Origin of the sequence: Listeria monocytogenes (assembly GCF_013282665.1) — a bacterium.
Taxonomy (GTDB): Bacteria; Bacillota; Bacilli; order Lactobacillales; family Listeriaceae; genus Listeria; species Listeria monocytogenes_C.
Map to the genome: position 1 here is coordinate 1,563,161 of NZ_CP054041.1, position 19,647 is coordinate 1,582,807.

General features: G+C 37.5%; 22 protein-coding genes. 20 read left to right on the top strand and 2 right to left on the bottom strand.

What is annotated here, in order from left to right; translation table 11 throughout:
* The first annotated feature begins 2 nt into the window (after nt 1-2).
* Both HRK21_RS07845 and HRK21_RS07850 read left to right on the top strand, forming a co-directional pair.
* Nucleotides 3-374: an iron chaperone gene (locus tag HRK21_RS07845; RefSeq protein ID WP_003738081.1), complete on the top strand. Its 372-nt coding sequence runs from the start codon at nt 3-5 to the stop codon at nt 372-374.
* Nucleotides 375-468: 94 nt separating this feature from the next.
* On the top strand, nt 469-837 hold the full coding sequence (locus HRK21_RS07850) for a hypothetical protein (protein WP_003738082.1): 369 nt from the start codon (nt 469-471) through the stop codon (nt 835-837).
* 23 nt (nt 838-860) lie between these two features.
* Here HRK21_RS07850 and HRK21_RS07855 read toward each other — a convergent pair whose 3' ends face one another.
* Nucleotides 861-1,976, bottom strand: coding sequence for a low temperature requirement protein A (locus tag HRK21_RS07855; protein WP_070005723.1), 1,116 nt, complete (start codon nt 1,974-1,976; stop codon nt 861-863).
* Between the two features lie 130 nt (nt 1,977-2,106).
* Between HRK21_RS07855 and HRK21_RS07860 the strand changes: the two genes are divergently transcribed.
* The 6 genes from HRK21_RS07860 to HRK21_RS07885 all read left to right on the top strand — a co-directional run bounded on the left by HRK21_RS07860 (nt 2,107) and on the right by HRK21_RS07885 (nt 5,973).
* Entirely contained in the window at nt 2,107-2,769 is a 663-nt protein-coding gene (locus HRK21_RS07860) for a uracil-DNA glycosylase (RefSeq protein ID WP_070005724.1), read from the top strand.
* A 169-nt stretch (nt 2,770-2,938) separates the two neighbouring features.
* The gene (locus tag HRK21_RS07865; protein ID WP_003738085.1) at nt 2,939-3,238 is read left to right on the top strand and encodes an NfeD family protein; all 300 of its coding nucleotides are present in this window, start codon (nt 2,939-2,941) and stop codon (nt 3,236-3,238) included.
* Entirely contained in the window at nt 3,235-4,179 is a 945-nt protein-coding gene (gene floA / locus HRK21_RS07870; protein ID WP_003738086.1) for a flotillin-like protein FloA, read from the top strand. Before HRK21_RS07865 ends, floA begins: the two co-directional genes overlap by 4 nt.
* A gap of 34 nt (nt 4,180-4,213) precedes the next feature.
* On the top strand, nt 4,214-4,663 hold the full coding sequence (locus HRK21_RS07875; RefSeq protein WP_070005725.1) for a hypothetical protein: 450 nt from the start codon (nt 4,214-4,216) through the stop codon (nt 4,661-4,663).
* 144 nt (nt 4,664-4,807) lie between these two features.
* Nucleotides 4,808-5,491: an NlpC/P60 family protein gene (locus HRK21_RS07880; RefSeq protein ID WP_070005726.1), complete on the top strand. Its 684-nt coding sequence runs from the start codon at nt 4,808-4,810 to the stop codon at nt 5,489-5,491.
* Between the two features lie 56 nt (nt 5,492-5,547).
* Complete coding sequence (locus HRK21_RS07885) at nt 5,548-5,973, top strand: GNAT family N-acetyltransferase (protein WP_003738089.1); 426 nt, start codon at nt 5,548-5,550, stop codon at nt 5,971-5,973.
* Nucleotides 5,974-5,975: 2 nt separating this feature from the next.
* On the opposite strand, the gene proC is transcribed toward HRK21_RS07885, so the two are convergent.
* Nucleotides 5,976-6,776: a pyrroline-5-carboxylate reductase gene (proC, locus tag HRK21_RS07890; protein WP_070005727.1), complete on the bottom strand. Its 801-nt coding sequence runs from the start codon at nt 6,774-6,776 to the stop codon at nt 5,976-5,978.
* Between the two features lie 924 nt (nt 6,777-7,700).
* Here proC and HRK21_RS07895 point away from each other — a divergent pair.
* From HRK21_RS07895 to HRK21_RS07950, 12 genes are all read left to right on the top strand, one after another.
* Entirely contained in the window at nt 7,701-8,915 is a 1,215-nt protein-coding gene (locus HRK21_RS07895; protein WP_070005728.1) for an LPXTG cell wall anchor domain-containing protein, read from the top strand.
* A 116-nt stretch (nt 8,916-9,031) separates the two neighbouring features.
* Nucleotides 9,032-9,682: a GntR family transcriptional regulator gene (locus HRK21_RS07900; protein WP_003738095.1), complete on the top strand. Its 651-nt coding sequence runs from the start codon at nt 9,032-9,034 to the stop codon at nt 9,680-9,682.
* Nucleotides 9,683-9,699: 17 nt separating this feature from the next.
* Nucleotides 9,700-10,323 carry an efflux RND transporter periplasmic adaptor subunit gene (locus tag HRK21_RS07905; RefSeq protein ID WP_003738096.1) on the top strand — a complete coding sequence of 208 codons (624 nt, stop codon included), beginning with the start codon at nt 9,700-9,702 and terminating at the stop codon, nt 10,321-10,323.
* 17 nt (nt 10,324-10,340) lie between these two features.
* On the top strand, nt 10,341-11,015 hold the full coding sequence (locus HRK21_RS07910; RefSeq protein WP_003738097.1) for an ABC transporter ATP-binding protein: 675 nt from the start codon (nt 10,341-10,343) through the stop codon (nt 11,013-11,015).
* Complete coding sequence (locus tag HRK21_RS07915) at nt 11,012-12,178, top strand: ABC transporter permease (protein WP_069888064.1); 1,167 nt, start codon at nt 11,012-11,014, stop codon at nt 12,176-12,178. Before HRK21_RS07910 ends, HRK21_RS07915 begins: the two co-directional genes overlap by 4 nt.
* A gap of 18 nt (nt 12,179-12,196) precedes the next feature.
* Nucleotides 12,197-12,340 carry a BH0509 family protein gene (locus tag HRK21_RS07920; RefSeq protein ID WP_003738099.1) on the top strand — a complete coding sequence of 48 codons (144 nt, stop codon included), beginning with the start codon at nt 12,197-12,199 and terminating at the stop codon, nt 12,338-12,340.
* 70 nt (nt 12,341-12,410) lie between these two features.
* Nucleotides 12,411-12,893 carry an SRPBCC family protein gene (locus HRK21_RS07925; protein ID WP_069888065.1) on the top strand — a complete coding sequence of 161 codons (483 nt, stop codon included), beginning with the start codon at nt 12,411-12,413 and terminating at the stop codon, nt 12,891-12,893.
* 169 nt (nt 12,894-13,062) lie between these two features.
* Nucleotides 13,063-13,521: a PTS sugar transporter subunit IIA gene (locus tag HRK21_RS07930; RefSeq protein ID WP_070005729.1), complete on the top strand. Its 459-nt coding sequence runs from the start codon at nt 13,063-13,065 to the stop codon at nt 13,519-13,521.
* Nucleotides 13,518-13,850 (top strand): PTS fructose transporter subunit IIB, encoded by a 333-nt coding sequence (locus HRK21_RS07935; protein ID WP_003738102.1) that lies wholly within the window; start codon nt 13,518-13,520, stop codon nt 13,848-13,850. Before HRK21_RS07930 ends, HRK21_RS07935 begins: the two co-directional genes overlap by 4 nt.
* A 3-nt stretch (nt 13,851-13,853) precedes the next feature.
* On the top strand, nt 13,854-14,966 hold the full coding sequence (locus HRK21_RS07940; protein WP_003738103.1) for a PTS fructose transporter subunit IIC: 1,113 nt from the start codon (nt 13,854-13,856) through the stop codon (nt 14,964-14,966).
* A 21-nt stretch (nt 14,967-14,987) separates the two neighbouring features.
* Nucleotides 14,988-17,615 carry a mannosylglycerate hydrolase gene (gene mngB, locus HRK21_RS07945; RefSeq protein WP_077952704.1) on the top strand — a complete coding sequence of 876 codons (2,628 nt, stop codon included), beginning with the start codon at nt 14,988-14,990 and terminating at the stop codon, nt 17,613-17,615.
* A 32-nt stretch (nt 17,616-17,647) separates the two neighbouring features.
* Entirely contained in the window at nt 17,648-19,582 is a 1,935-nt protein-coding gene (locus tag HRK21_RS07950; RefSeq protein WP_070005731.1) for a BglG family transcription antiterminator, read from the top strand.
* Nucleotides 19,583-19,647 lie beyond the last annotated feature (65 nt).

The following is a 19,647-nucleotide window of genomic DNA, read 5'->3' on the forward strand; positions in this document are numbered from 1 at the left end:
ACATGGAAGTTTTTGCAGAATATTTAGCTGAAATTGACAATCCAAATCACCGCGCGAGAACGCAAGAAGTGTTAACGTGGGTCGCGGAAACTTTTCCAGATTTAAAGCCGGAAATCAAATGGAATACACCAATGTTTACAAATAATGGCACGTTCATAATCGGCTTCTCTATTGCAAAACAGCATATGAGCGTTTCCCCAGAAGCAGCTGGAATCGAACGTTTTGAAGCGGAACTTAAAGAAGCGGGTTATAGTCATACAAAAGGTATTTTCCGAATCACGTGGGCTAAACCAGTTGACTATAATCTACTAGCAAAAATTATCAAGTTTAATATTCAAGATAAAGCAAATTGTACTAGTTTTTGGCGTGTTTAAGTAATTTTTTAGTTACTTTGTCGCGTAGTAAATCTAGATTTTTTATGCCATAATTAATAAGCTGAAATGTATTTTTATAAAAGAGTGGTGTGAAATGCGTATTTTTTGTGGGATTATGTCAATCCAAGCAGGCTTTATTGGTGCTCTTGCTGAAATACTAAGCCCAGACAGTAAAAAAAATAACTTATTCATGATACCGGAAGATCTTGCGGCATCATCAGGCTATTTAATGTCTCTTGCGATGGTTTTAGCAGGAATTCTAATAATTTGTGCTTATCGAAATGATTTTCTAATTTTCATGGCACTAATTTTATGGCTCTTTGGACTTGTTTTTGGGCTCATTTTTACTCCGAGTTATTCGGGTTTTTATTTCCGCCCAATCGTATGTTTAATAAGCTTTTTAATGGGCCTATTTATTTTTACAGATTATACAAGGCACCAAGACACAAGCGAGGAAAGGTGAGCGAAATGCTCATCTTTTTTTATTTAAACACGGGCTGGCCGTGACGTTCTAAACTGCAAACCAAGATCCACCAGCGCACAAACCCAAATACTCACAAAACTAACAAATAGTGGCAAATCACTATACAAATTAACAAAAAACAGCCCTACCAAAAGCAACAATAACAATGCATCTTTCCAAAACGAAAATGTCACTTCGGCCTTTTTATGAGCAGCAAAAACAAATTGCTTGGAAACGAAAAACACGGCTACAGAACCAAACAACATCAATAACAAAACATTGCGTTCCAAATGCCCCTCGAACAACAAATGCACATTCGCCGCAAGTAACATCACTGAAATAATAATAAAGAAATGTCCATAAATTAAGTACTGACCATGCGTTTCTTTATGATGATCAACAATTTTCTCAAAGCTATGGAAATACGATGCCCAAAGCGTACAAATAATTAAAAAGCCAAGAAACGTGTACCCAATCGTATAGGAATCAAGCGTGTGCCCAACTAAAATAGTCGTAATCGCAACAATACTTTCACCAAATGTGATGATAACAAACAAGCCAAAACGCTCTGCCAAATGCGGAAAATCAACCGGAACTTTCCTTAATGTTTTAGCTAAAAATAGCGGCAAAATGATATCCACAGCAATTCCAAGATACATCACTAAATAACGAGCAAATCCCTCAAAAAACACCGAAGTCGCAGTTGTCAAAACACCTAGCAGAAAAACACTCCCAAGAAGTAGCGCCACTTTCCGCGCATTTCCCGTTAATTGCCTACTGATAACAAAATACTGGATGACCGTAATGAATCGAATTCCCAAATACCCAATCAAAAAAGTATAATACGTATTCGAAAACGTTAAATCAAAACTCGCCGTCATTAAAATTAAGAAAAACATTTGCGGCAACATATAAAGTTCAGGTAATTTTATTTTTTCTCCAAAGCGATTGAAAAACATTGTCTGCCCAACCCACGACCAAAACATCGGCGTGACCATCAATAAATATTCGCCAAAATAAACAGCTGTTTTATCCGGATGGTTATCGACGCTAAGTAATAGATGGGTCGTTGAAGCAACAGCAGTAACGAATATTAAATCAAAAAATAGCTCTAACCAAGAAACTTTTCTTTCTGTCATGATTTCACCTCATTATCATTTCTTTTTTAAAGTATACCACGTGAATTGTCCTACCTTTTGACAGCTGCTCGCGCAGAAAAGTATAATGGAAGGACAAAATCATGGAACTACTGAGACGGGAGAATTAAAAATGGCAAAAACTTGGGAAGAATTTTTAAAACAAGAAGCAAAGCAGCCCTATTTTATAGAATTAATGGAGGCAGTCAAGAATGCGAGAGCAAAAGGTAATGTGTATCCGTCAGAGGAAGATATGTTTTCGTGTTTTCGCTTATGTCCGTACAATCAAGTGAAAGTCGTTATTTTAGGACAAGATCCGTATCATGGTCCTGGACAAGCGCATGGCTTAAGTTTTTCCGTACAAAAAGGCGTAAGAATTCCACCTAGTCTTCGAAACATTTATAAAGAATTAAAATCAGACTTAGGTATCGAACCAGCTGACCATGGCTATCTTTCCAAATGGGCAGAGCAAGGCGTATTACTGATGAACACAAGTTGGAGCGTAGAAGAAGGCAAAGCTGGCAGTCACAAAAAACTAGGCTGGGCAACATTCACGAATCACGTGTTAGAAGAATTGAATAATTATGATAAGCCACTCGTATTTATTTTGTGGGGAAATCATGCTATAAAAGCCGCAAGTGGCATTACAAACCCACAACATTTACTTATTAAAGGAGTACATCCATCACCACTTGCCGCGAGTCGAGGCTTTTTCGGAAGCGAACCATTTTCAAAAACGAATGCATTTCTTGAGGGAAATGGAAGAACACCGATTGATTGGGACTTGAACAAGTAATAAAAAGTACGAGGTTGCAGAATTTTGTTTCTTCTATTATATAGTTTTTTACAAAAGTGAAAAAATTTACATAATTCTCCTAAAAGCTTTTTACATAAGGTTTCTTTCATGTTATGGTAATTGTAGGAGAAAGTAAAATTTAAAAAAGTTCCTAAAGAAGGTGACTAGTTTGAAGCATAATTTTACAGAAGATGACTTTGTTTATGGAGAATCATGGGGACTCGTGCATCGGGGGGTTTTAGAGGACAAAGAAATAGAACGAATGAAAGCGCTACGAGACAAAGTAGTGGGCAAAAAAGGCGTAGCACAAACGACACTTAAGCCGATTGGCAGTGTCAGAATAGACGGAGAAGTCTATGAAGCTCGCTTAAAAACAGGTTATTTGGAAGTTGGAAAACCAATAATTGCAGTAGGTATTGATTTCGGATACGTACTAGTCAATGAAGATATACAGGAGGGAGAAAAATGACAATGATCGGACCAATTATTATCGCAGTATTGATTATCATCTTTTTAATCGTATTTTTCACTTTAGTACCAGTGGGGTTATGGATTAGTGCATTATCCGCACGTGTACCAGTAGGACTAGGAACTTTAATCGGAATGAGATTACGCCGGGTTGTACCTTCTCGCGTTGTAAAACCGTTAATTAAAGCAGTAAAAGCAGGGTTAGACTTAGAAGTAAACCAACTTGAAAGTCACTATTTAGCAGGTGGGGATGTAGATAACACAGTAGATGCGTTAATCGCTGCACACCGCGCAAATATTGAATTAGATTTCAGCCGGGCAGCAGCAATCGACCTTGCTGGACGTGACGTACTGGAAGCAGTACAAACTTCTGTAACACCAAAAGTTATCCGTACACCTGAATTTACTGGTGTGGCGCAAAACGGGGTAGAAGTAAAAGTTATTACACAAATTACAGTACAATCCAATATTGAACGTATTGTCGGTGGTGCTGGTGAAGATACCGTTATCGCTCGTGTTGGTGAAGCCGTAGTATCTACAGTCGGTGAAACGAGAGAACATACCGATGTACTCGAAAATCCAAATAGCATTTCGAAAAAAGTCCAAGAACAAGGACTTGGAGACGGAACAGCTTACACTATTTTATCTATTGATATTGCCGAAATGCGTATCGGTGACAACATTAAAGCGAAACTAGACATCGAAAAAGCCAACGCGGACATGGAAGTTGCTCAAGCAGCTGCATCGAAACGTAAAGCAGAAGCGATTGCTCTAGAGCAAGAAAACAGAGCGGCCGTTGTAGCAGCAGAAGCGGAAGTACCGCGTGCGCTATCTCGGGCTTTAGAAGATGGTAACTTAGGCGTAATGGATTACTACAAAATGGAAAATGTACAATCAGATACAGCTATGCGCGAATCGATTGCACACGAAGACGAAAAATAAACCTTGATCTTTTGCAAGAAAGAAGGTGTTTTCAATGGATTTAAGTGATTTTCTAAATAGCGGTTGGGAAGGCGTCTTAGTCGTTCTTGGTATCGTTGGTGTCCTTATAAATTTCCTTAGTAAGGCTGGTAAAACAGACGAAGCGGAAGCAAGAAAAGCGCAAAAACCAAGACCAAAAGTACGCACGATGCACCAAGTGAGCCGCACTCAAACCACTAAAAAGCCAGAAAAACGAAAAGTATCACAAGGAACTTTTGCACAAAATAAAACGCAAGATAAAGTCATTGCTGAACAAAAGGCAACACAAGAAAAAATGTTACGTGATATCCGACGAGAATCCGATGTGGCCAAAGGGAAAAAACTAATTAAAAGCACAAGTAACCATTCTCGAAAAGCTCGTAAATTACGCGGTAGGTTACAAGAAGCGATAATTACGAAGGAAATCCTTGATAAACCAGTTTCTTTACGGAAAAATCATTTATAAAAGTCGACCCAAGAACTAGTTTCTTGGGTCTTTTTGTTGCTGTGTCGGAACTGTTACATAATAACGCCAAGTTTTAAAATCCCTGTATTACAACTGTAACATTGACCTGCTATGCTGTGTGTATATAAAAAAGGGGTGCGTGGATTGAAAATAATAGCAACGAGAAGAAAGATTTTTTTTGCGTTTATAGCTTTAATGATTTCTTTTTCAGTACTATTTTTACCAACAACTAGCGCATCAGCAGCAACTACGTATAAAATGACGACAACGGCTGATGTAAATGTTCGCACAACAGACAATACTAAAGGTAAAGTCATCGGTTTCTACAAAAAAGGTACAACGATTACTTTCACTGCAAAAACAAATAATAACTGGTACAAAACAACATACAACGGTAAAGTAGGATATGTTTCAGGTAAATGTTTAACTACATACAAAACACCTGTTGCAACAACACAAAGTTTTGCCGCATTAAATAGCGAAGCAAGAAAACATCTTGGTAAACGCTACAAAATTGGCGCTACTGGCCCAAGTTGTTTTGATTGTTCCGGTTACACGCAATATGTATACTCAAAAGGCGTTAAAAAAGCAATTCCGCGTACAGCAAAGCAACAATACGCTTCTGCTAAGAAAATTAAAGCTAGCGAACTAAAAAACGGAGACTTAATTTTCTTCAATTATGGCAAAGGTATTGCACATGTTGGGATTTATGTTGGAAACGGCAAAATGCTTAATGCGCAAAATAACGGCGTAAAATACGACTCTATCACATCTGGCTATTGGAAAAAATATATTGCTGGATATGGTCGGGTAGCAAACTTAAAATAATCTCATCAAGCATCACTTTCTAGTGATGCTTTTTTGTAGGAAGGAAGAGTTAGTAAATGGGATATACAATAAAAGAAATGTCACTGAAAGAAATTGAACCACACGTAATAGAAGGACTATTGGAACATAAAGAACGACTAGGGTATGATATCCCCAAAAAAGATGCCGTATATATTGGTTTTGCCGCATTAAACGAAGCTGGCGAAATAATTGGAGGAGCAACAGCGAAAAACAGCTACGGAGAGCTACATGTTTCGCTTCTTTCTGTTGATCAAAATACACAAGGAAAAGGTGTGGGAACAGAATTAATGGCACAAATAGAAAGATATGGTAGAGCGAATAACTGCCACCATATCTCGTTAACAACATTTAGTTACCAAGCACCAGAATTTTATAAAAAGTGCGGTTTCACTGAACTTGGGCGGGTGACAAATTTCCCTATAAAAGGGGAAGAAAAGTATTTCTTTATTAAATATTTATAGAATTACATAGAACTATTTTTCTTTGCAGCAGCTTGAACTGCATTGATAACAGCGGAACGGAAACCATCATTTTCTAGTGATTTCACTGCTTCAATTGTAGTTCCACCGGGAGAAGTAACCATATCTTTAAGCTTACCTGGGTGCTCACCAGTTTCTAGAACTGTTTTCGCGGCACCTAGCACAGCTTGTGCCGCGAATTTATACGCTTTATCGCGAGGCATTCCACTGAGTACTGCGCCGTCTGCTAAAGCCTCTATGAACATATAAACATAGGCTGGTGAAGAACCGCTGACACCGATAACTGCATCCATCAAATTTTCGGAAACAACTTCAGCTTCTCCAAAACTAGTAAAAATAGCTGTCACTTCTCTAAGTTCTTCGGATGTTATGTTCGTATTTGGTGAAACGGAAGACATTGCTTCACCAACAAGGGCCGGTGTATTTGGCATTACGCGAACAATTTTTGCTTTTACGGAAGTGAGTTCTTCTAAATTTTGGATAGTTACGCCAGCCGCTACGGAAACAATGATTTTTTCTGATGTTAACTTATCTTTTACCGATGTTAAAACTTCAGGGATAGTATAAGGTTTCACCGCCAAAATGATAATATCTGCTTGTTCTACGAGTTTTTCTGCATCTGTTGTTAGTTTAATGCCATTAAATTCTGTTTCAAGCGGTTTGATTTTTTCCATACTACGACCGCAAACAATAATATTTTCTTTTGCTATTAAGTTCGCTGTTGCCAGCCCTCGAATCATTGCTGTACCCATATTTCCTGCACCAATAAAGCCAATTTTTATCATGCTTTCTTTTCGCTCCTAACCAAATCATTTTTTTCTATTATCTCACGTTATACGGCTTTGTCCAGTTTTGTGATGAAAAGTATAAAAGTACCTTAGTGAATGTTGCTAGGGTGCTTTTTTCGTGTTTACGATTGTTTTTTTCATGAGCGAAAGTCTGATATTGTACTAAATGACTAAAGACGTTTTTGAAAAGTCCTTATTTACAAACAGTTCGGCTAATTGGAATAAACAAATATAGCGAAAATGTGTCGAAAGCAGCTTTCTTGACAACTAAAAATAAACATTTTTCTAGTAATTGTCCTCGAATGTGATAATTTGAACAACAATTAAAACAAACATTAGATACTGCTTTTGAGGGAATGTTTTTAATGCTTGAAAGCGCTATAAATTGCGTTTTTATCAGCTATAATTAACTTTGGATGACAGTTCCAATTACATAATATTGCGAGGTGAAAATGATGAATTTCTTTCTACAATTATTAGGTAACTTCTCTGGAGCATTTAATTTTCCAGACGTAACAGGAGTACTAAACAGCCTAATCAAAGCTATTTTGGGTTAATGCTTACAAAAAATATGTAAAGGAGGCTACTACAAATGAATTTCTTTCTACAATTATTAGGTAATTTTTCTGGAGCGTTTAATTTTCCAGACGTAACAGAAATCTTAAACAATCTAATCAAAGGAATCTTTGGTTGATTAAAAAAATAAATAAAAAAGGAGGCTACTGAAAATGAATTTCTTTCTACAATTATTAACTAACCTTTCTGGAGCATTACGTTTTCCAGATGTAACAGAAATCTTAAATAACCTAATCAAAGGAATCTTTGGTTGATTGTGAATTATAATACGTTGAAATATAGGGTTAAGACTATCTTAGCCCTATTTTTTGATTAAAGCTGTAAAAAAGGAGGATTTTTATATCCATGAAAAAAATGATTGCAATTATTACGACTGTTACGCTTCTAACGATGGTTGTTTTTAACTTTAACCTAGGGATTGTCGCAAAAGCAGCAAACACTTCAGAGAGTAATCTAACGTATAAAGATGTACGAGGTGGTTTTTACTTTGTTGGTTATGAAAATGTACAATTAGAAAAAGGGAAAACATACAAATATAAAATGGTTTATGAAGCAAATGTTGATATGACAATCACAGATACTATTACAGGACAATCCGCAAAAGCAGGATTGTTTGTACCCAACTCTTCAGGTGTGCCAATTAATAGTAATGTTATAACTCGTACCCAGGAGAATGTAGTGGATGTAGCAAATGATAGTAATAAAGTTTTTACACATACATTCGAATTTACAGCAAATGAAGATACAAAAGTAGATATCGGTGTGTTTGCAGGTGCTGGATCGGTCTTACCAACAACGCCAGAAAGTTCACTGATTTGGAAAAACATAGCTGTAACAGATGAAACGCCAGTAGAAGCAGCAACTGCACCAGTCATTAATGCAGAAGATAAAACAATCAAATTAAATGAAACATTTAATCCGCTAAATGAAGTAACTGCAACAGATAAAAAAGATGGTGATATTACAAGTGCTATTCAAGTTACAAAAAACACCGTTGATACGACTAAAAGCGGCGAATATGATGTGGACTACAAGGTAACAAACTCAAGCAAAATCACAACGGTAAAAAGTATCAAAGTAACCGTAACTAAAGAGGCTGCACCAGTAAACACAGCCCCTGTCATAAATGCCAAAGATCAAACAATCAAAGTTGGTGACCTATTTGATTCGTTAAAAGGTGTGACAGCAACAGATAAAGAAGATGGTGACCTAACAGCAAAAATTAAAGTAACAAAAGACACGGTGAATAATTCGAAAAAAGGTGTTTACCAAGTCACGTATACCGTAACAGACTCAGGTAATCTATCTGCAACCCTTACAATTAAAGTAACCGTTACACAAGACTTAAAGATTACCGTAGACCCAATCAAACCAACTGGAAGCGGTACGCCAAAAGAACCTACTGGACCTAAACAACCTTCTGGAAAAGTTGAAACTACTAAGACGCAAGTAAACAAAATACCAAAAACTGGTGACAATTCAATGATTTGGATGGTTCTTGCTGGACTCGGCTTAGCTACAGTCGGCATTACCACATATCGCAAAAAAGCAAACAGATAAATTACTATGGATGAAAAGAGTATTTAAAGTTCGATACTCTTTTCATTAACTAGATGATAAAATGGCATTATAAAGCTGTTTTTGAGAAGTTTTATAATGGGAGAGGGGAATCAGTTATGCCAAAGATTGCTAAAGGTGATCGATTAGAAAATGTAGCTTTTGATTACATCAAGAATAAAATCACAACGGGTGAGTATCCAACGGGGTATCGTGTAGTAGAAGCGAAATTATCCCAAGAACTAAATATGAGCAGAACACCGATTAGGCGAGCGATTATCAATCTGTGCCATTCCGGTTTTTTAGTTCATCAATATAACCGAGGGGCCTTTGTTCAAAATACGGAAGTAACAATTACAGAGTTTTTTTCACGAATGAAGTTGGTCGAACTATTGATGTATGAAAGTGTGGAAAAATTAGTCTTACGGGAAGATTATGTTGTAGTAGATGACATCATAGAAATTGCAGAGAGCGTCATTCAATATGAGAAAAATAGAGAATATGAATTAATGCGTGGTGCTTTTGAAGACTTTATTAGCATTTTTATCGGTAAATTGAATAATGAGTATTTTAATCGAGTAATTCAAGATTTATGGAATGAAATTAATGACAATGCAACAAAAGAAGTGCGGCTAATTATTGTTTCTGCTAGTGATAGGATTGCTGAAGAATTAGCACACATGATAGCTATTTTAAAATCATGGGATTACGAACAACTAAAAAAATGTTTTCAACACATTATGAACGCAATGATCTTAATTGCTTTTTAAAGAGAGGTTTTTAACTATTGAAAAAAATAAGCTGGCTTATCATACTGATAATTATTGTTGCATCAAGTAGCTATTATTTTATAAAAGAAAAGGAAAAAAAGACGCCGGAAACTATTGAATATAAAACAGTCGAGGCGAAAATGGAAGATTTAAGCGTCTATGTATCTGCAGAAGGCCACATCGTAAAAAAAGAAAACGAATGGCCTGAATACGAAGATTTTGCGGCCCGAATTATGGTAGACGAGCTAGAAATCAATCAAATAAAAGAAAAACAAACGGCTAACGTACATGTCGGAGCAGTAACTAATAAAGTCTATAAAGGGAAAATAGCTGATATCAACGAAAAAGGAGTTATAAACGGGTCTGTAACTTCATACGCAGTAACCATTAACCTGGAAAATGAAGATAATTTAAAAGAAAATATGTCTATTAGTGCAGATGTGCTTGTAGCCTTAGAAAAAAATGTTCTAACAATTCCAATCGAAACAGTCTACACGGATAAAAAAGATAAAAATTACGTCTATATCATTGACGCTGATAAGCAAAAGAAGCAAATCTGGATTGAAACAGGTAAACATAATACCAAATCAATTCAAGTGGTAAAAGGACTTACTGTAGGACAACAAGTGATTATTCCATAAATGGGGGCGAATGTAGCATGATTCAACTATTTAACATCTCGAAAACCTATCAAATGGGAGAAAATACCGTAAAAGCATTAGATAATGTATCCCTTCAAATCAAACAAGGTGAATTTTTGGCGATTATCGGACCATCCGGCTCTGGAAAATCGACATTAATGAACATTCTTGGCATCCTTGATAAAGCAACTTTAGGCGAATACTATCTCAATAAAGTAAATCTAATGAGAATATCCGACAAAAAAATAGCCAAAATTAGAAATAAGAAAATCGGTTTTATTTTTCAGCAATTTAATTTAATGCCGAGACTCACTGCTTTTGAAAATATCGAATTGCCGCTAGTCTATCGAGGTGTCAGAAAAACTAAACGAAAAAAAGTAGTAGCGAAAAGTTTGGAACGAGTCGGCTTATTAGATAAAGCAAAACATTTACCAGCTCAACTGTCAGGAGGGCAACAGCAACGTATAGCAATCGCCCGAGCTATTTCTGGCAGCCCAGAAATAATACTAGCAGATGAACCAACCGGCGCGCTGGATTCAAAAACAGGCGAAGAAGTAATGGCTTTGCTGAAAGAAATTCATAGAGAAGGAAATACATTAATTATGATTACACACGATAAAGAAATCGCCGAACAAGCCGAACGAATCATAGAAATAAAAGACGGAAAACTCCGTGAATGGAATAAATTATGAGCCTTTTTCAAAGCGTAAAATTAGCACTTAAACAACTACTATCCACCAAATTTCGCACATTTTTAACGATGCTCGGGATTATTATTGGTGTTTTTTCGGTTATACTACTAGTTTCAATTGGTGAGGCGATATCAAAAAATGTTTCTACACAATTAGGGGATATGGGGAGCAATCTAGTATCAGTCAGCTTTTATTCAGATAATCCTAATGACAAATTCACATATAACGATGCAAAAAGCCTTCTAACTGGGACAGAAATTGGCTCGCCGGAAGTAATGCAAACAAAAGAAGTTCGAACGACGGATAAAACCGCAAGTAATCAAGTGACAGGAATAACGGAAGATTATGCCAGCATCAAAAATTTGGAAGTTATATCAGGTCGATTTTGTTCGAATGTCGATGTGAATTATGCTCAGAAAGTAACAGTTATTGGATCAGAAATCGCTAAAACCTATTTCAACAACCAAAATCCAGTTGGAAAATATGTGCAAATTGCTGGTTCCAGATATGTAGTCATTGGCGTTTTAAAGGAAAAAGGCGAGAGTCTTTTTGGCTCAGCGGATAAGAAACTTTTTATACCAATTACTTCCGCAGAACGGCTTTTTAAAAAAGATTCTGTAGATTTATATTATATTCAAACCGAAAATACGGAGCAAGTTCCTGCTGCAGTTAAGCGCGTGGAGAAGAAAATGAATCAGCTTTTTTCAACTAATAATGAGGTGTACACCGTTGTGAATCAACAACAGGCGCTGGATACATTTGATAGTATTACGGGTACACTTACGATGGGACTTGGAGCAATTGCGGGGATTTCGCTACTTGTTGGAGGGATTGGGATAATGAATATTATGCTCGTATCTGTTTCAGAGCGAACCCGTGAAATTGGGATTAGGAAGGCGATTGGTGCAGGCAGTGGTGATATTTTAATACAATTTTTGATTGAAGCGATTGTGCTTAGTTTGTTAGGTGGTGGAATCGGAATTTTATTAGGCGTTTTTTCCGCGCAACTCATTACAGCTGCATCTAGTTTTGAAATGCACGTTTCTGCTGCGACGATTTTCTTAGCAGTTGGTTTTTCAATGTTTATTGGGGTGGTGTTTGGTGTAGTTCCAGCGCGTAAAGCATCGAAAAAAATGCCAATAGATGCGTTGCGAGCGGATTAACTAAAGGAGGCGTTTTGGATGGAAATAGAACAACAAGCCGACGATACTTGGGTTTTAGTTGAAATTGTAAGCCTTGTGACAAACGTGGAAAGACAAAGATTAAGACAACTTAGTTATTCTGAGTTGGAGGATTTATATGAAAGGGTAGTCGTGGAATATTAAATTAATCCTAGTTTTTGCGGGAATGGTTAATCTATGGGAAAATAAAAGCAAATGAGCGGGAGGGATGTATATGGATGAATCAATCACGAAGCGGGCTAGTGGAGGGGCAGTTGTTACATTTGAATTAGAAATAAATGCGCCAATTACGGAAGTTTTTACACTTTTAACGACAAATGTTGGATTGGAAAAATGGTTTAATGAACTTGAAATAGGTGAACTTGGAGCGGATGGCTATCTTCTTTTTGTCATGACACCAGAAGAAAAAATAACGATGCCAATTCGCATATTTGAACCTAATCGAAAATTTGCTTTCGCGTGGGATCAAGATGAAGTTGCATTTGAACTGAATACCATTCCGCCGAACAAAACGAAGCTAACTTTCATAGAACAGCTCACCGCAATTACCGAACACAGCCCGAGAGATATTTCTGGTTGGTATATTTGCTTGAAAAAATTACAAGCGAGCGCAGAAGGAAAAATATACGATTTCAATAAAGCGGAGTTCGAAACGCTCTTTTCCAAATACAAAAAAGCATTAAATAACAAGAAATAAATCCTTTAGAAAAGCCATAAATGAAGCTGGAAACGCTTTATTTATGGTTTTTTTCTATGTGAATTAATCTTTTTCCACTTTAACTGGAAATTCCTTATGTTCAAAAAAGTAATCGGTTTCATTAGAATGTAATTGTAAGCAAGGCATGAAAAAAATACGGGGTGACGAAATGATAGTATCGGAAGAACAATTATTTTTAAATCAGCATCTAAGCACAAAAGAAGAAGTGCTAGCTTTTATTGCAGACAAGGCCGCAGAGCTTGGCATTACGACGAGCTCGGCGCAAGTAGAGCGTGACTTATGGGCTCGCGAAAAAGAATACGCAACAGCAGTACAACAATTAATCGCCATTCCACATGCAAAAACAGAGGCAATATCAGAAGCAAAACTGCTTTTCATTCGCCTCACACAACCGATTGATTGGGAGTCAAAAGAAGGTTTTAAGGCACAAGCTATTTTTGCCATATTAGTTCCAGCTAGTGAGGCCAGCCAGCAACATCTGAAAATTTTATCTAGTGTGGCTGTGAATTTACTAGAAGAAGCATTTCAAGAACAAATTTTAACTATTAATACGGAACGCGAACTGATGGATTACTTGAAAGATAATTTGGAAGGAGAATTAATATGAAAGTTGTAGGAGTTACGTCATGTATCGCAGGACTTGCGCATACACCAATGGCAGCAAAGGCGTTAGAAAAAGCAGGAGTGAAATTAGGGCACGATGTCAAAATTGAACAACAAGGAGCGATGGGGACAATCGATGAAATCACGCCAGCTGAAGTGAGCGCGGCAGATGTAGTTATCATCGCGGCGGATAAAGTGATTGACGGGGAAGACCGTTTCAAAGGAAAACCAGTCGTTCGTGTGAAAATTGGTCAATGTGTTGCGAATGGGGAAGCGGTGTTAAGTAAAGTAGTTGCAGCAATTGAAGCACGTAAACAAAAGGAGGCTAAATAAGTTATGAAAGGGAAATTAAACGAAGCAAAAGACCACTTAATGTCAGGGATATCATATGCACTTCCGGTCATTATCGCTGGTTCACTTGTTGTAGCTGTTGCAAAATTGATTGGCATTATTGGCGGGGTTACAAATCTAGATGCTTACGCTGATGCGAGCGGATTTTATCATTATATTTATTTATTTCAAAATGTAGGTTGGGCAGCAATTGGCTTACTTAACTTAGTACTTGCGGGATATATTGCTTATTCAATCGCTGGGAAACCAGCGCTTGCTGCTGGGTTTGTCGGCGGGGTCTTGGCTACTAGTACAAATGCTGGTTTCTTAGGTGCCGTGGTTGCTGGTTTCTTCGCTGGTTGGTTAACAAACTGGGTGAAAAAACATGTTCGAATCACTGGACCTGCAGCGAGTTCTTTACCACTAATTATTTTGCCACTTATCACAGTTGGTGCCACGGGGATACTGATGTCGCTAATTCTCGGCGGACCACTTGGCTGGTTAAACCAAACATTACTTGATTGGGTAACAGAAATGTGTAAAAACGATACAAACGTTATTATTCTAGCACTTATTTTAGGAGCAATGATTGGATTTGACCTTGGTGGACCGGTAAACAAAGCTGCTTGGATGGCTGGAAATGCGCTATTTATGAGCGGAATTTATCTACCTTCCATCATGATTAATGTCGCAATTTGTATTCCACCACTTGGTTACGGAATCGCCACACTTTTACGCAAAAAGAATTATTCTACTACATTCAAAGAAGCTGGAAATGGCGCGCTAATCATGGGGCTTATTGGGGTCACAGAAGGTGCGATACCATTTACACTACGTAGTCCAGGTAAATTAATACCGCTAAATGTGATCGCCTGCGCGATTGGTAGTGCGGTAACTATGGGACTTGGGGCTTATGTGAAAATGCCGCCGATTGGTGGAATGTACGGTTTCTTCACTATTGGTAACGGCTGGGCTTACTTGGTTGGTGGGCTAGTCGGAGCATTTATTATCGGAATTTGCGCGAACTTATTCGTCAATTTCACAGAAGAAGAAACAGCTGCAGCAGACGATGCTGTGGACGATATCGATATTAGTTTTGATGAAATAGAGATTAAATAATAGTTGGAGGATTTAATGAAAATGGCTAAAACGAAAGTACACGTAATTCCGCATTCGCACTGGGATAGAGAATGGTATTTCACTTCAAGCCGTTCGACAATCTATTTAGTGAAGCATTTAAAAGAAGTAATTGAAACATTAGAAGCGAAAGAGAGTTACCATTTTTACTTAATGGATGCTCAAAGCTCTTTAATAGAAGATTATTTGCGCTACTGCCCGGAAGATAAAACAAGATTAGAAAAATTGATTACTGAAAAACGCCTTATTACCGGACCTTGGTATACACAAACGGATCAATTAGTGATTTCACAAGAATCAATCGTTAGAAACTTGTTATATGGTACGAGAATTGCACGCGAAATGGGACATAGCATGGCTGTCGGTTATGTCCCGGATGCGTTCGGACAAGGCGGGAACATGCCACAAATTTATAAAGAATTTGGGATTTCGAAGTTTCTTTTTTGGCGAGGAGTTGCTGATAATCGCTTGAAACAAACCGAATTTATCTGGCGCGGTGATGATGGGACGGAAATGCTAGCGGAGCAAATCCCGTTTGGTTATTATTACGGCGCGAACATTCCGGAAAATGAAGCCGAACTTAAAACCTATTTAGATGATCAAATTGGTGCTCTGGAAGAGAAAGCCTCAACGCGAAATGTCTATTTCCCAAATGGCTTAGACCAAGCGCCAGTTAGAAAAAATTTGCCAGAGCTAGTTGCTAAATTCAATGAATTAGATAACACTCGGGAATACCAAATCGCCTCACCAGAAACATTTTTCGCGGATTTAGAAAAAGATGTAACCAATTTACCAGTCATTGCTGGCGAACTAACAGAAGGAAAGCATAGTCGTCTGCACAAATCGATTTTCTCTACTCGAGCTGATTTAAAACAAGCAAACAATGAAATCGAAAACTTTTTAAGTAATGTATTAGAGCCAGTTCTTTCCATCAGCTACTCGCTTGGAAATCGCTATCCGCACAATGAACTCGCGGAAATTTGGAAACTGATGTTTGAAAATGCTGCGCACGATAGCATTGGCGGCTGCAATAGTGATACAACCAACCGCGACGTCAAACATCGTTACAAATTGGCTTCGGATTTAGCGACCAATTTACTTGATTTAAACATGCGGCTAATCAGCGAAAAAATCGAGCAAAAACAACCGTTCCAATTCACAGTTTTCAACCCACTACCATACGAAAAAAGTGGTGTTATCAAAATGACCGCGTACATTCCAGAAGATAATTTCACGATAGAAGATACGCAAGGAAACACGCTTCTATACACGATTCTAGAAAAAATAGACCTAACTGAATACGTCTTAAATCAACATATCGACCTAAATCCTAGCAAACCCGTTTATTTACCAGAAAAAGTCTTTTTAGCAACAATGCTAGTGAACGTAAATAGTCTTCCAGCGCTAGGCTACGACACCATCTACTTTAATTTAGAAAAAGAAACAGCGGAGCAAGAACCTACACAATCTGCCACGACAAAAATCGAAAATGAATTTTATGAAATTCATTTGGCGGACAATCATTCTTTAACAATTCATGACAAAAAAGCAGATAGAACCTACACAGATCAAATGATTTTCGTGGAAAATGGCGATGATGGCGATTCGTATAACTATTCACCACCACGTAAAGACCTTGTAATTTCATCAAAAGAAGCAGTCATAAATAGTGTGGAGTCAAGTATATCAAGCGTCAATCAAACTTTAACTATTTCCTTCACGTTAAATGTGCCGTATAATTTAGAAGAACGTGCAAATGGTGAAAAAAATAACAAAATGACCATCAAAACAGTAATTTCTTTGCGTAAAAATGAAGAACTCATTCGCTTTGATGTGCAAGTTGCTAATCAAGTATTGAGTCATCGTTTGTGTGTTACATTCGCCACCGAAATTGCTAGCAAATTCTCAACAGCTGATCAATTATTTGCTCCAATCAAGCGCCCAGTTCGCCTTCTGGAAATGGATGTATGGGAAGCGGAAGAATGGCAAGAAGCACCAATTTCAATTGAAGCAATGCAAAGTTTTGTGAGCTTGCACGATGAGTCGCATGGGGTTGCAGTGATGACAGAAGGCGTGCGCGAATATGAAATCATTGGCGAAAATTACGATACAATTTCGCTAACCTTATTCCGTACATTCAGCCATATGGGTAAAACAGATTTACTATATCGTCCCGGTCGCGCTTCGGGTGAATCAATTGTTGCGACGCCAGACGCACAACTACTTGGCGAGGTAAACGCTACATTTGCGCTAACTTTATTCGAAAGCTCTTTTGACGAAGCGAATATCGCGAAAAAAGCAAAAGAATACTTATCAAATCCACCAGTTTACCAAATGTCAGACTTCCTAAATGGTCGGTTGATCTATGTTTACCGTGACGAAGAAAAAACACTGGAGGCCACTTATAGCCTTGGACTTCCGACAATAGACGGAGCGATTATTAGTGCAGTGAAAAAAGCTGAAGACAGCGATGCCTTCATTACACGCTTTTTCAATCCATATTTACAAAAAGAAATTACAATTCCAGAAATTTTCCATGGCAAAGAACGCCACTTGGATGAAAGTGAGTCAAACGAGAAAGAAGCGACATTAAAACATGCCAAAGTACAAACATATTTATTTGAAAAGTAACATCTAACTACCTAAAAAAGGAGCTGCTTATAATGGGATATTTCGCTTATAAACGTTTAGAAACACTATATGGCATGCTCCTTGATGCGGGTAGCTACTTATCAGCTCAGAAACTCAGCCAAGAATTACATATTTCCGAACGAACAATACGCACAGATATTGCTAAATTAACCGAGTTTCTCGAAAATCACGGAGCAACTATAACACTTACTCGAGGCGCGGGATACAAAATTGAAATCCAGGATCCAGCTGCCTTTCAAACTTTCCAAACCGAAAAAAACAAACCTAAAAACGCTGACTATTTTGATTTAGATAATCCTGAAGAACGTGTGAAATACGAGATTTTCTTGCTTTTATCAAGCGCCGACTATATCAAATTGGAAGACCTAGCGGATACAATCTTTGCCAGCCGTCCAACCATTTCTAATGATATGAAACAAGTTAGAAAAGTAATTGCATCCTATGGTTTATCGCTTATCTCAAAACCAGGCAGTGGGGTTAAAATTATTGGCGACGAAGAAAAAATGCGCTATGCTTTAACAGCGCTAATCGCTTCCAAAAATGCCCCGGAATCTTACTTAGAAACGTTTTTTGAATGGCATAAGCAAAAAGACAAACTTCAAAAATTAATGACAGCTGTTACCGATTATTTCTTTGCAACCAATATTCGTTTCACAGACGAAGCACTTCAAAATTTACTTTTACATATGATGATTTTAGTGGAACGGATTGAACTTGGATATACGTTGGAAAAATTTGAATTGACAGATGTTAGTGAAGAAGAAATCGTGATTGCGGATAAATTAGCGACTATTTTAGAATCACTTTTTGAAATAGACATTGCGGACGCAGACAAAAATTATTTGCTTCTCCAAATTGCCAGCAAGCGAATACTGAACGTTGAAGACAAAGAAATTAGCGAATTTGACGATTATGCTTATATTGAAGGCATGTTGAACCGCATTGAATCGCATTATTTTTATCATTTACAAGATGATATGCAACTGAAAAAGGATCTTGTTGCCCATATTCATTCCATGTTATACCGTGTGAAGTACCATATGACTGTCAAAAATCCAATGACAGAGCACATCAAACGCTATTATCCTTTAGCTTACGAAATCACGCTGGATGCAGTAGAATCACTAAAACAAGATTATCCATACGATATTAATCAAAATGAATTAGCTTATTTAGCGCTTCATATCGGCGCGTCATTAGAACGAAATTATCAAATTTCCTATTATCGTCATAAATCTGCTTTAATTGTTTGTGGGTCTGGTTTTGGAACGGCCCGAATTGTGGAAGCCAAAGTAAAATCGGCGGTGAGCAATCTCGACATTACAAAAGTTGTTTCGATTCAAGAATATAACCGATTCATCCATATTGAAGAAGACATTATTCTTTCCACTGTTAGAATACCTGAGAAAAACAAACCAGTCATCAAAATCAGCAACATCCCAACAAAGGAAGAATTAAAAATGCTTGGTGCAATTATTCAAGAACAAACCGATCCTAACCGCGGCTTTCTATCGAATTTCTTTACAGCTGATTTTTTTGCGAGAAGCGCTATGACAAGCAAAACGGCAATTTTAGAAGAAATGGTCGACTCATTGGAGCAGCAAAATATTGTTGGCGAGGAGTTTTTGCACTCTGTTCTTGAACGAGAAAAATTGGGCTCCACTGTACTAGGTACCGGAATTGCCATCCCGCATCCACTTGGGCTAATGGCAAAAGAAACAAAAATCGTTATTCGTATATTAGATAAACCAATCAAGTGGGATCAAAAACAATCTGTTCGAGCAGTCTTTTTATTATGTATTAGTAAAAATGACTATGAAGAAGCCATTAATATTTATGAATTGCTTGTGGAACTAGTGCGTGAGGAATACGGTGAGAAATTGTCCAGACTGACCGATTTTTATTCATTCACAGCTTTAGCAAATGATATTTTGAAGAAAAAGTAAAAGCTACCTCCTTTTCAGGAAGTAGCTTTTTCGTGAATTTTTCGTGAATTTTATCATTTTCCATT

Excerpts from the sequence above, each read along its gene's own strand:
- mngB (WP_077952704.1), top strand. The coding sequence starts at position 14,988 with ATGGCTAAAACGAAAGTACACGTAATTCCGCATTCGCACTGGGATAGA.
- HRK21_RS07950 (WP_070005731.1), top strand. The coding sequence starts at position 17,648 with ATGGGATATTTCGCTTATAAACGTTTAGAAACACTATATGGCATGCTC.
- HRK21_RS07930 (WP_070005729.1), top strand. The coding sequence starts at position 13,063 with ATGATAGTATCGGAAGAACAATTATTTTTAAATCAGCATCTAAGCACA.
- floA (WP_003738086.1), top strand. The coding sequence starts at position 3,235 with ATGACAATGATCGGACCAATTATTATCGCAGTATTGATTATCATCTTT.
- HRK21_RS07920 (WP_003738099.1), top strand. The coding sequence starts at position 12,197 with ATGGAAATAGAACAACAAGCCGACGATACTTGGGTTTTAGTTGAAATT.
- HRK21_RS07915 (WP_069888064.1), top strand. The coding sequence starts at position 11,012 with ATGAGCCTTTTTCAAAGCGTAAAATTAGCACTTAAACAACTACTATCC.
- proC (WP_070005727.1), bottom strand. The coding sequence starts at position 6,776 with ATGATAAAAATTGGCTTTATTGGTGCAGGAAATATGGGTACAGCAATG.
- HRK21_RS07940 (WP_003738103.1), top strand. The coding sequence starts at position 13,854 with ATGAAAGGGAAATTAAACGAAGCAAAAGACCACTTAATGTCAGGGATA.
- HRK21_RS07845 (WP_003738081.1), top strand. The coding sequence starts at position 3 with ATGGAAGTTTTTGCAGAATATTTAGCTGAAATTGACAATCCAAATCAC.
- HRK21_RS07875 (WP_070005725.1), top strand. The coding sequence starts at position 4,214 with ATGGATTTAAGTGATTTTCTAAATAGCGGTTGGGAAGGCGTCTTAGTC.
- HRK21_RS07925 (WP_069888065.1), top strand. The coding sequence starts at position 12,411 with ATGGATGAATCAATCACGAAGCGGGCTAGTGGAGGGGCAGTTGTTACA.
- HRK21_RS07900 (WP_003738095.1), top strand. The coding sequence starts at position 9,032 with ATGCCAAAGATTGCTAAAGGTGATCGATTAGAAAATGTAGCTTTTGAT.
- HRK21_RS07895 (WP_070005728.1), top strand. The coding sequence starts at position 7,701 with ATGAAAAAAATGATTGCAATTATTACGACTGTTACGCTTCTAACGATG.
- HRK21_RS07855 (WP_070005723.1), bottom strand. The coding sequence starts at position 1,976 with ATGACAGAAAGAAAAGTTTCTTGGTTAGAGCTATTTTTTGATTTAATA.
- HRK21_RS07850 (WP_003738082.1), top strand. The coding sequence starts at position 469 with ATGCGTATTTTTTGTGGGATTATGTCAATCCAAGCAGGCTTTATTGGT.
- HRK21_RS07935 (WP_003738102.1), top strand. The coding sequence starts at position 13,518 with ATGAAAGTTGTAGGAGTTACGTCATGTATCGCAGGACTTGCGCATACA.
- HRK21_RS07860 (WP_070005724.1), top strand. The coding sequence starts at position 2,107 with ATGGCAAAAACTTGGGAAGAATTTTTAAAACAAGAAGCAAAGCAGCCC.
- HRK21_RS07910 (WP_003738097.1), top strand. The coding sequence starts at position 10,341 with ATGATTCAACTATTTAACATCTCGAAAACCTATCAAATGGGAGAAAAT.
- HRK21_RS07885 (WP_003738089.1), top strand. The coding sequence starts at position 5,548 with ATGGGATATACAATAAAAGAAATGTCACTGAAAGAAATTGAACCACAC.